This is a genomic window from Shigella sp. FC1567, assembly GCF_001743015.1.
Taxonomy (GTDB): domain Bacteria; phylum Pseudomonadota; class Gammaproteobacteria; order Enterobacterales; family Enterobacteriaceae; genus Escherichia; species Escherichia coli.
The window spans coordinates 1-8,140 of sequence record NZ_MIIV01000086.1 but is presented as its reverse complement, the minus strand read 5'-3'; the positions used below and the strand labels follow the sequence as shown (position 1 = coordinate 8,140).

The window sequence follows — 8,140 nt, the reverse complement described above, 5'->3', positions numbered from 1 at the left end:
GCTGGCCGCTGTATGAATCACGCCTGAAGGGAAAGCTGCACGTTATCAGCAAGCGTTACACTCAGCGCATTGAGCGACATAATCTGAATCTGAGACAACATCTGGCAAGGCTGGGACGGAAGTCACTGTCGTTCTCAAAATCGGTGGAGCTGCATGACAAGGTCATCGGGCATTATCTGAACATAAAACACTATCAGTAAGTTGGAGTCATTACCTGCACGCACTATGTAATAACTTCTCCCACTGGCCTGGAACAACTGAACTTATTGAACTATGTTAGAAAATACGCCAGTTTAAGTATCTGCCTGAACTGGCAAGGTTAAGCACAATGATATATCGGCGCGTATTCCGTTGCATAAGTGTGCAAAAAAAGTGGAAGACGTATCGAGATTTGTGCGTCTGATCGAGACATGTTTAAAAATGGCTTGCCATAATTAACGTTGTATGTGATAACAGATTTCGGGTTAAACGAGGTACAGTTCTGTTTATGTGTGGCATTTTCAGTAAAGAAGTCCTGAGTAAACACGTTGATGTTGAATACCGCTTCTCTGCCGAGCCTTATATTGGTGCCTCATGCAGTAATGTGTCAGTTTTATCTATGTTATGCCTGCGGGCGAAGAAAACAATCTAAGGAATTTTTCAAATGGCAAAGATTAAAGGTCAGGTTAAGTGGTTCAACGAGTCTAAAGGTTTTGGCTTCATTACTCCGGCTGATGGCAGCAAAGACGTGTTCGTACACTTCTCCGCTATCCAGGGTAATGGCTTCAAAACTCTGGCTGAAGGTCAGAACGTTGAGTTCGAAATTCAGGACGGCCAGAAAGGTCCGGCAGCTGTTAACGTAACAGCTATCTGATCGAATCCACTGATCTGAAGTGTGAATACGCTTCAATCTCGCTATAAAGCCTCGTCGAATGCGAGGCTTTTTACTATGCTTTATCTTCGCTCCTGGCGTTCGGATATTTGCCCGCCGCGTGATTCGCGTTACACTTGCGGCCTTTAGTATCCTGCCGGAGTTGTCATGTCTTTTTCCTGTCCACTTTGCCATCAGCCTCTTTCGCGTGAAAAAAACAGCTATATCTGTCCCCAGCGACATCAGTTTGATATGGCGAAAGAAGGGTATGTCAATCTGCTGCCCGTTCAGCATAAACGGTCTCGTGATCCGGGCGACAGCGCGGAAATGATGCAAGCACGCCGCGCATTCTTAGATGCCGGACATTATCAGCCGCTGCGTGATGCAATTGTCGCCCAACTGAGGGAACGGCTTGATGATAAGGCCACGGCGGTGCTGGATATTGGCTGTGGTGAAGGGTATTACACACACGCATTTGCCGATGCGTTGCCCGAAATCACCACGTTTGGTCTGGATGTTTCGAAGGTAGCGATAAAAGCGGCGGCGAAACGCTATCCGCAGGTCACTTTTTGTGTCGCTTCCAGCCACCGTTTGCCGTTTTCCGATACCAGTATGGACGCCATAATACGTATTTACGCGCCGTGTAAAGCAGAAGAATTAGCACGAGTAGTGAAGCCCGGCGGCTGGGTCATTACTGCCACGCCGGGACCGCGACATTTGATGGAGCTGAAGGGGCTGATTTACAATGAAGTACATCTTCATGCACCTCATGCAGAACAACTGGAAGGTTTTACATTACAGCAGAGTGCGGAGTTGTGTTATCCGATGCGTCTTCGCGGTGATGAAGCCGTCGCATTATTGCAGATGACGCCGTTTGCCTGGCGTGCGAAGCCAGAAGTCTGGCAAACACTGGCAGCAAAAGAAGTGTTCGACTGCCAGACGGACTTTAATATTCACCTCTGGCAGCGTTCTTATTAACCGTGGAAGTGCGTCCAGAGGATCTGGACGCCGATGCCGATCAGTACCAGCCCGCCGAGAATTTCCGCTTTTTTCCCAATAATTGAGCCGATAAAGCGACCAACCATCATCCCTAATGTTGACATAATCAAGGTTGCACAACCAATGGCCAATGCGGTCGCGATAATGTTGACCTGCAGGAAAGCAAGACCAACACCCACAGCCATGGCATCCAGGCTGGTGGCAATCGCGGTGGTTACCAGTAGCCAGAAACCGTGTCGACGGCGCGGCTCTTCATCTTCATCATCTGCGCCACGAAAACCCTCAATAATCATTCGCCCGCCGAGGAATATCAGCAGCACAAACGCAATCCAGTGGTTCCATTCAAGGACAAACCGGCTGGCTAACATGCCCATTCCCCAGCCGATCAGCGGCGTCAGGGTTTCGACGGCACCAAAAATAAGGCCGGTTCGCAATGCTTCAGAAAATTTCGGTTTATGGAGGGTGGCACCTTTACCGATTGATGCAGCAAATGCATCCATCGACATACCAAACGCAAGAAGAACAGTAGCAGTGATATTCATGACAATGTCCTGACCGGGGTATCCATAAAACACATCATCGCCCCCAGCAAACATGCATACATGAACAACAAGCCGTGATGGTTTTTGCGTTCATGCAGGCATAGCGATTGATGTGCATATGGTCTCGCCTGACTGAAAGTATTCAGTCCGTACGTGCCACGTTTTGCAACGAGTATGTTGACACGTACATTTCCGGAATCTGGAAATCGGCTACTCCCCAAATGAGGGCGCAACCTTAACATATTTTGAGAATATAAAACAACTGTTGGAATATATTATTTCATTGCTTTATTGATAACGAATTCATTTAGATTTATATATCAATGAAACGTTAAAATAAATAACAAATAAGGGAAGAGGTAATATAGCCTAAGCTATGTCTGATTATTAAAAATACACTAAACATAGCTTTGGCTAAATTCATAACTTATTGAGTTAAAACGATAAGCTTATAAATTCTTTCCAGATTGTCGATATTTCGAACGCGGATTAACAGCCGACGCTGTTCTAATTGCATCACCAACACGCCATCTTCCGACAAGTTCATCGCTTTGATTCGGCTATATTCAATCCAGACATTGGCGAAGAAAAAACCTTTTTGTTTAAAGATGATCTTCGGAACGCGGATCCAGAATATATAAAAACCCATCAGAGCCAGTGCGCTTAATAACCATGTCGTTATTAATGCACCATGATTCGTGACGTTGTTATAGATAAGAATGACAATCAATCCGACGAAGATAACGCTATCGATGCGACCACGCCGGAGCAAAGGAATTGCCAGCAGGGTGGGGCCGTTACGGCGGGGCATGATGAACTGATCGTAGATCGCGAAGGCCAGGAGTGCGGCGATGAAAAGAATCAGTACCAGGTCCGTGATTGTCATTAATCCTCCAGATAAAAAAACGGGGCCAAAAGGCCCCCGGTAGTGTACAACAGTCTTACAGTCCCAGCAGGCCGCAAGCGTAACCAGCGATACCGATGACGAAGAAGCCAACGATGATCCACAGCGGGTTAACTTTTTTGCGCAGTAGCCACATACAAGCAAAGGTCAGCAGCAGTGGTACCAGGCCTGGCATTAACTGGTCCAGAATAGTCTGGACAGTAGTAACGTGTTCTTTGCCCGTCTGGTCAGTAATGCGAGAGACAACCAGCGGGATGTTGACATGTGTCCACTTGTTAACCAATGCCCCCATGACAAACAGGCCGAGGATAGACGCCCCTTCCGTCAGTTTTTGCAGGAAGCCACCACCCATATCTTTAACGATATCGATACCTTTGGAGTAACCATACGCTACGCCGTAGTAACGGGTTGCCAGACGCACCAGGTTAAACAGGATGAAGAACAGCAGCGGACCTAACAGGCTGCCGCTCATCGCGATACCGGCACCCAGTGCTGCAAATACCGGACGTACGGTTCCCCAGAAGATCGGGTCGCCTACACCAGCCAGCGGCCCCATCAAACCGACTTTGATACCGTTGATAGCACCGTCGTCGATCTCTGCGCCATTAGCACGCTGTTCTTCCAGCGCCAGGGTTACGCCGAGAATCGGCGCAGCCACGAACGGCTGGGTGTTAAAGAACTCCAGGTGACGGCGAATAGCTTGTTTACGAGCTTCGTTGTTCTCAGGGTAGAGGCGACGAATTGCCGGTACCATAGAGAAGCAGAAACCCAGTGCCTGCATACGTTCGAAGTTCCATGAACCCTGGAAGAGGTTAGAACGCAGGAAGACGCCACGAATATCACTTTGAGTGAGTTTTTTCTCGGTGGTAGTTTGAGTTGTATCAACCATTTCGCTCACCTGTTAGTCCAGTTCGTTATCGAGATCGTTGTTACCAGCAGCCTGAGCAGGCGCACCGGCTACGCGGTTGTATTTCGGGCTAAGTTGGATGTAGAGCACTGCCATAACAGTACCGATCACACCCAGAGCAACCAGGTTAAAGTTGGTGAATGCTGCGGTTACGAAGCCGAGGTAGAAGAACGGCATCAGGTAGCCAGCACGCATCATGTTGATAACCATCGCATAACCAACCACCACGATCATGCCACCGGCGATATTCAGACCATTGGTCACCACTTCCGGAATCGCATTCAGCATGTTCTGTACTTCGCTGGTACCAACAGACAGCGCAACGATGACGGCCGGAATAGCCACACGCATTGCTTGCAGGAACAGAGAAGAAACGTGGATCCAGGAAATCGCTGTCAGGTTGCCGTTATCAGCAGCCTTATCCGCAGCGTGCTGGAAAGCAACGGTAATAGTACGAACGATGATGGTCAGTACCTGGCCCGCAGCGGCCAGAGGGATTGCCAGTGCGATACCTGCACCAATGCTCTGATGACCTGCGATAACCAGAATGGTAGAAATGATAGAAGCCAGAGCGGCGTCAGGCGCAACTGCAGCACCGATGTTCATCCAGCCCAGCGCGATCATTTCCAGCGTACCACCGATAATAATACCGGTTTTCATATCCCCAAGAACGATACCCACCAGGGTACACGCGATTAGCGGACGGTGAAACTGAAATTCATCGAGGATTGATCCCATACCTGCGATACAGGCTACGATAAATACCAGCACAATTTGAAGAGTGGTAATCTCCATTGTACTTCTCCTGTTTACGTAAGACTTAAGTGTGAAAACTGAGTGATAATCAACACAATACGTTACTTATCGATTTTGCTGATCAGATCCATCATTTTCAGTTTCGGATCGGTGGAAACCTTACGGACTTCCAGCTCAATACCGCGCGCATTCAGTTTCTTGAACGCCTCGATATCTTTTTCATCAACCGAAACCGCGTTATTCACCTGGGTTTTACCCTGACGGAATGCCATACCACCGACGTTAACAGAGGTGATTTTCACGCCGCCTTCAACGAGACGCTCTACATCTGTTGGGTTGGTAAATAACAGCATTACGCGTTCGCCAGCATATTTCGGGTTGTTGTAGACGCGAATCATTTTGGCAACATCAACTACGTGTGCTGTTACGCCCGGAGGTGCAACCTGGGTGAGCAGTGTCTTACGAACGGTATCCGCAGCCACTTCATCACTAACAACAATAATACGGGAGACATTGGTTTCTTTGGTCCAGCGGGTGGCGACCTGACCGTGAATCAGACGGTCGTCGATACGCGCAAGGCCAATAACCATGTAGTCGTTTGGCCCCATTGGTTTTGCCGGAGTTGGAGCCGCTTTTGGTGCTGCGGCAGCGGGTGCTGGCGCGGCTTTTTCAACCGGTTTGGCTTTCAGTGCTTTCACGCCTTCACGGCCTGTTTCTACTGCCAGCGCAACCAGTTCATCAAAGCTTGGGTCATCATCACGAGCCATTAACGTTTCCACGAGCATTGGAATGTTAACGCCTGCAATGACTTCATAATGCTCTTTGTCGACGACAATGCGGCTGGCAGCATTGAACGGGCTGCCTCCCCATGTATCAACGAGAAACAGCACGCCTTTAGTGGTGTCGAGTTTTGCCAACTGAGCGTTGTACTTTTCAATCAGCGTTTCGGCATTTTCACCTGGAACGAAATCGATCCAGCCGACGTTTTCCTGCTCGCCTAACAGCATTTCTGCCGTTTTAAGCAACTGCTCTGCAGCCCAACCATGTGTGCCTATAACAATAGCAATGGTCACTTGCTACCTCCTTTATTATCGTTAACACCTCAACGTGCCAGATGTATTTTTGAATCGTCGTCCACAATCGAATCGATTCAGATAAGGGCTACAACCAAAAACCCCTGCGTTTCGCGATTTATTTTAGATATCGAAAAAATTATTTTATGTGATGAAGATCCGTAATTTAACTTTCGATTAGCAGAAATTTCGAAAGGTAAAATATCCTTGTCACATTCGTTTGCAAAGGAAGGTAAATCTTTGCCAAATCAGAGGCGTCTCTGATATGTTTAACTCCCGTTTAACAACCATGGAGTATAGGGCAGTAGCCCGCAGTATGGATCGTCACCGACGTCATTTCAGCATCAGGCCTTTTAACGCCTGCCTTTCTGGCACTCTATGCCGCACCTTTCGTTTGCATTTTGTCGTTACGCCTGCATTATTTCTGGCGTCGAATAGCTATTCCTTAAGCAGGAGCTTGTCATGGAATTCTTAATGGACCCCTCAATTTGGGCGGGGCTACTCACGCTTGTTGTTCTCGAAATTGTGCTGGGTATCGATAACCTGGTCTTCATCGCCATTCTTGCTGACAAACTGCCGCCAAAACAACGCGATAAAGCGCGTTTGCTGGGGTTATCACTGGCGCTGATTATGCGTCTGGGGCTGCTGTCGCTGATTTCATGGATGGTCACGCTGACCAAACCGCTATTTACCGTCATGGATTTCTCCTTCTCCGGACGCGACCTGATTATGTTGTTCGGGGGGATATTCTTGCTGTTCAAAGCAACAACCGAACTGCATGAACGGCTGGAAAACCGCGATCATGATTCCGGCCACGGTAAAGGCTACGCCAGTTTCTGGGTGGTCGTCACACAGATTGTCATCCTTGACGCCGTCTTCTCGTTGGATGCGGTAATTACTGCAGTAGGGATGGTTAACCATCTGCCGGTGATGATGGCGGCGGTAGTGATTGCGATGGCGGTTATGTTGCTGGCATCCAAACCGCTGACGCGATTCGTTAACCAGCACCCCACGGTGGTGGTGCTCTGTCTGAGCTTCCTGTTAATGATTGGTCTTAGTCTGGTGGCAGAAGGTTTCGGTTTCCACATTCCGAAAGGTTACCTGTATGCCGCGATTGGCTTCTCGATCATCATCGAAGTGTTTAACCAGATTGCGCGTCGCAACTTTATTCGCCACCAGTCGACTTTGCCGCTGCGAGCGCGTACTGCCGATGCCATCCTGCGTTTGATGGGCGGGAAACGTCAGGCCAATGTTCAGCACGATGCCGATAACCCGATGCCGATCCCGGAAGGTGCATTTGCCGAAGAAGAACGTTACATGATTAACGGCGTACTGACGCTGGCGTCGCGTTCTCTGCGCGGGATCATGACGCCGCGCGGTGAAATAAGCTGGGTTGACGCTAATCTCGGGGTCGATGAAATCCGCGAGCAACTGCTCTCTTCACCGCACAGTCTGTTCCCGGTATGTCGCGGTGAACTGGATGAAATCATCGGTATTGTACGTGCTAAAGAACTGCTGGTGGCGCTGGAAGAGGGCGTTGATGTGGCGGCGATTGCTTCGGCGTCTCCGGCGATTATCGTCCCGGAAACCCTCGATCCGATCAACCTGTTGGGCGTGCTGCGTCGTGCTCGCGGGAGCTTTGTTATCGTGACCAACGAGTTTGGTGTGGTACAAGGTCTGGTCACGCCGCTGGATGTGCTGGAAGCCATTGCGGGTGAATTCCCGGACGCTGACGAAACGCCGGAAATCATTACTGATGGTGACGGCTGGCTGGTAAAAGGCGGTACAGATTTGCATGCCTTGCAGCAGGCGCTTGATGTTGAGCACCTTGCCGATGACGATGATATCGCGACGGTCGCGGGCCTCGTGATCTCGGCAAATGGTCACATTCCCCGTGTGGGCGATGTGATTGATGTAGGGCCACTGCATATCACCATCATTGAAGCCAATGATTATCGTGTTGATCTGGTTCGCATTGTTAAAGAGCAACCGGCGCACGATGAAGATGAGTAAGGCAGTATGACTTTCCGTGAGACAGATGCTGGCCAACGTGGGATATTTAACGCGGGTTAACATCGTTGTCAGAGCCGCATGGGTGAGCTGTTGCTA

11 protein-coding genes are annotated in these 8,140 nt (G+C 49.3%); 6 read left to right on the top strand and 5 right to left on the bottom strand.

Translation table 11 applies throughout. From position 1 onward, the window contains the following. The 4 genes from BHE85_RS06705 to rlmA form a co-directional block, all read left to right on the top strand. A partial coding sequence (locus tag BHE85_RS06705) for an IS1 family transposase (protein WP_000327172.1) occupies positions 1–200 on the top strand: 200 nt, incomplete at its 5' end. Positions 201–487: 287 nt separating this feature from the next. Beyond that, positions 488–631, top strand: coding sequence for a DUF2627 domain-containing protein (locus tag BHE85_RS06700; protein ID WP_001295496.1), 144 nt, complete (start codon positions 488–490; stop codon positions 629–631). 12 nt (positions 632–643) lie between these two features. Next, a complete protein-coding gene (gene cspE, locus BHE85_RS06695; protein WP_001062678.1) occupies positions 644–853 on the top strand; it encodes a transcription antiterminator/RNA stability regulator CspE in 210 nt (69 codons plus the stop codon). A 165-nt stretch (positions 854–1,018) separates the two neighbouring features. Beyond that, positions 1,019–1,828 carry a 23S rRNA (guanine(745)-N(1))-methyltransferase gene (gene rlmA / locus BHE85_RS06690; protein ID WP_000010115.1) on the top strand — a complete coding sequence of 270 codons (810 nt, stop codon included), beginning with the start codon at positions 1,019–1,021 and terminating at the stop codon, positions 1,826–1,828. On the opposite strand, the gene mntP is transcribed toward rlmA, so the two are convergent. The 5 genes from mntP to manX form a co-directional block, all read right to left on the bottom strand. Beyond that, on the bottom strand, positions 1,825–2,391 hold the full coding sequence (gene mntP, locus BHE85_RS06685) for a manganese efflux pump MntP (RefSeq protein ID WP_001296134.1): 567 nt from the start codon (positions 2,389–2,391) through the stop codon (positions 1,825–1,827). The two genes, rlmA and mntP, sit on opposite strands and share 4 nt — an antisense overlap. Positions 2,392–2,818: 427 nt before the next feature. Then, positions 2,819–3,277, bottom strand: coding sequence for a DUF986 family protein (locus BHE85_RS06680; protein WP_000156260.1), 459 nt, complete (start codon positions 3,275–3,277; stop codon positions 2,819–2,821). A gap of 55 nt (positions 3,278–3,332) precedes the next feature. Next, complete coding sequence (gene manZ, locus BHE85_RS06675) at positions 3,333–4,184, bottom strand: PTS mannose transporter subunit IID (protein WP_000228655.1); 852 nt, start codon at positions 4,182–4,184, stop codon at positions 3,333–3,335. Positions 4,185–4,196: 12 nt separating this feature from the next. Next, complete coding sequence (manY, locus tag BHE85_RS06670; protein ID WP_000406926.1) at positions 4,197–4,997, bottom strand: PTS mannose transporter subunit IIC; 801 nt, start codon at positions 4,995–4,997, stop codon at positions 4,197–4,199. 62 nt (positions 4,998–5,059) lie between these two features. Beyond that, positions 5,060–6,031, bottom strand: a complete 972-nt coding sequence (manX, locus tag BHE85_RS06665) for a PTS mannose transporter subunit IIAB (protein WP_000150543.1) — start codon at positions 6,029–6,031, stop codon at positions 5,060–5,062. A 316-nt stretch (positions 6,032–6,347) separates the two neighbouring features. On the opposite strand from manX, the gene BHE85_RS28040 reads away from it, so the two are divergent. Further along, positions 6,348–6,506: a protein YoaL gene (locus BHE85_RS28040; RefSeq protein ID WP_001327808.1), complete on the top strand. Its 159-nt coding sequence runs from the start codon at positions 6,348–6,350 to the stop codon at positions 6,504–6,506. Then, a complete protein-coding gene (gene yoaE, locus BHE85_RS06660; RefSeq protein WP_000394973.1) occupies positions 6,494–8,044 on the top strand; it encodes a CNNM family cation transport protein YoaE in 1,551 nt (516 codons plus the stop codon). Before BHE85_RS28040 ends, yoaE begins: the two co-directional genes overlap by 13 nt. Positions 8,045–8,140 lie beyond the last annotated feature (96 nt).